Origin of the sequence: Symbiopectobacterium sp., from assembly GCF_051710365.1 — a bacterium.
GTDB lineage: Bacteria > Pseudomonadota > Gammaproteobacteria > Enterobacterales > Enterobacteriaceae > Symbiopectobacterium.
The window spans coordinates 1-2,321 of record NZ_JBPETA010000308.1 but is presented as its reverse complement, the minus strand read 5'-3'; the positions used below and the strand labels follow the sequence as shown (position 1 = coordinate 2,321).

The 2,321-nt window shown below is 50.6% G+C and carries 1 protein-coding gene and 1 pseudogene; both read right to left on the bottom strand.

What is annotated here, in order from left to right:
* Window positions 1-191: 191 nt before the first annotated feature.
* A pseudogene (gene dmpG, locus ACTBDZ_RS17120) lies at window positions 192-1,220 on the bottom strand (4-hydroxy-2-oxovalerate aldolase).
* A gap of 25 nt (window positions 1,221-1,245) precedes the next feature.
* Window positions 1,246-2,178 carry an acetaldehyde dehydrogenase (acetylating) gene (locus tag ACTBDZ_RS17115; protein WP_438816183.1) on the bottom strand — a complete coding sequence of 311 codons (933 nt, stop codon included), beginning with the start codon at window positions 2,176-2,178 and terminating at the stop codon, window positions 1,246-1,248.
* Between the last annotated feature and the right edge of the window lie 143 nt (window positions 2,179-2,321).

Sequence of the window (2,321 nt, the reverse complement as noted above, 5' to 3'; positions counted from 1 at the left end):
ATGAGTTCAGTATTGGTGACAGACCACCACAAGTATCCAACCTCAATTCTGTTCACAAGACCATCGTTGATGTTCTCGGCGAGCGATACCGTCGAATTTATTCTTAAAGTAGGTGCGGAATGACGGCCCCACTCAAGGCTTCCTAATATTTTTTGGCTTCGCATAATTAAAACCTCATATAATCATTAGTATTATTGTGCTTGCTTGGTGTTGGAGTTTTTTAAATCCAATGCAACATCGACAATCATGTCTTCCTGACCGCCGACCATTTTTCTTTTTCCGAGCTCCATTAATATATCCATGGTGCTGATGCCGTATTTTTGCGATGCACGTTCGGCGTGCAGCAAAAAGCTGGAATACACCCCAGCGAGTCCGAGCTATAAGGTTTCGCGATCGACGCGCACCGGACGGTGTTGCAACGGGCGCACCACATCGTCAGCACCGTTGATCAACGTGTCCAACTGACAACCGTGCTGCCAGCCCTGTTTTTCCAGGCAACCGATAAACACTTCGGTGAGCGTATTTCCCGCGCCGGCACCCATGCCCGCCAGGCTGATATCTACCCGATCGCAGCCTTCTTCAATGGCGGTCAGTGAGTTGGCGATACTGACAGAAAGGTTGTTGTGTGCGTGCATGCCCGTTTGGGTATCGCTGTTCAGGGTCGCTTTTAGCGCACGGAAGCGATCGCGAATATCCTGCATCAGCATGGCGCCGCTGGAATCCACGACGTAGATGCAATTCGCGCCGTAGCTCTCCATTTTTTTCGCCTGTTCAGCCAGTTCCTGCGGAGTAATCATGTGGCTCATCATCAGAAAACCGACGGTATCCATGCCGAGGTTGCGCGCGAATTCAATATGTTGCCGTGCAATATCTGCCTCGGTGCAGTGGGTGGCGACACGTACCACGCGTGCGCCTGCATCATAGGCGGCTTGTAAATCATGAATGGTGCCGACGCCGGGGATCAGCAAGGTGGCAATTTTACTGTGAGTGACAACCTCAGCGGCGGCGGCGATCATTTCGGTATCAGCGCAGCGGCTGAAACCATAGTTAAAACTTGATCCTGCCAGCCCGTCACCGTGGGCAATCTCAATGGAATCCACATGCGCCTTGTCCAGCACGCTGGCAATTTGTTGAACCTGTTGTTGCGTATACTGGTGTTTTACGGCGTGGGAGCCGTCGCGTAATGTTACGTCCGAGATGTAGATTTTTTTATTATTCATCATTATTCTCTTTTATCGCTGAGGATTAATTTTTCAGGTTCTTGGCAAAATGATCGCCGCAGGCTAAAGCGGCGGAGGTCATAATATCCAGGTTGCCGGCATAGGCGGGTAAATAGTGGGCAGCCCCTTCTACTTCGATAAATACCGATGTTTTTAATCCTGTCGTGTATTTTTCCCCATCGATAAAAAGTGGATTGTCCTTATTGATAACATCAAATTGCACGGCCTGTTTCAGGCGATAGCCCGGGACATAGCGGCTGACTTTTTGCACCATGCTGTGAATGCTGGCCTCGATTTTTTCGGGTTCGACAGTGGCGGAATAGGTAAAGACGGTGTCGCGCATCATGATAGGCGGTGACGCCGGGTTGAGAATAATGATGGCTTTTCCGGCGCGCGCTTTGCCGACGTTAACAATGGCGGCAGACGTGGTTTCGGTAAATTCGTCAATATTGGCACGGGTGCCAGGGCCCGCAGACTTGCTGGCGATACTGGCAACAATTTCGGCATAGTAAACGTCAGTGACCTGTGCCACCGCATTGACGATAGGAATGGTTGCCTGCCCGCCGCAGGTGACCATGTTGATGTTGGCCGCATCACTTTCTTGTTCCAGATTAATGGACGGGACCACATACGGGCCGATGGCTGCCGGAGTCAGGTCGATCACCTTAATGCCGAACGGTTGCAGCTTCTCGTTGTGTACCAGATGTGATTTGGCTGAAGTGGCGTCGAAAACGATTTTAATGTCCTGGAAATGGGGCAATGCCAGCAGTCCGTTGATACCCTCGGCAGAAACCGGCACGCCCAGCCGCGCAGCGCGGGCCAAACCGTCTGAGGCAGGATCGATACCGATCATCGCACCCATACTCAGGTATTGGCTGTTTTTCATTATTTTGAACATCAAGTCAGTGCCAATATTTCCTGAACCAATAATGGCGGCCTGGATCTTTTCACTTCCCATGGTTTATTCCTTTTCTTCACCCGTCATTCCGCACCTACTTTAAGAATAAATTCGACGGTATCGCTCGCCGAGAACATCAACGATGGTCTTGTGAACAGAATTGAGGTTGGATACTTGTGGTGGTCTGTCACCAATACTGAACT

Excerpts from the sequence above, each read along its gene's own strand:
- ACTBDZ_RS17115 (WP_438816183.1), bottom strand. The coding sequence starts at position 2,178 with ATGGGAAGTGAAAAGATCCAGGCCGCCATTATTGGTTCAGGAAATATT.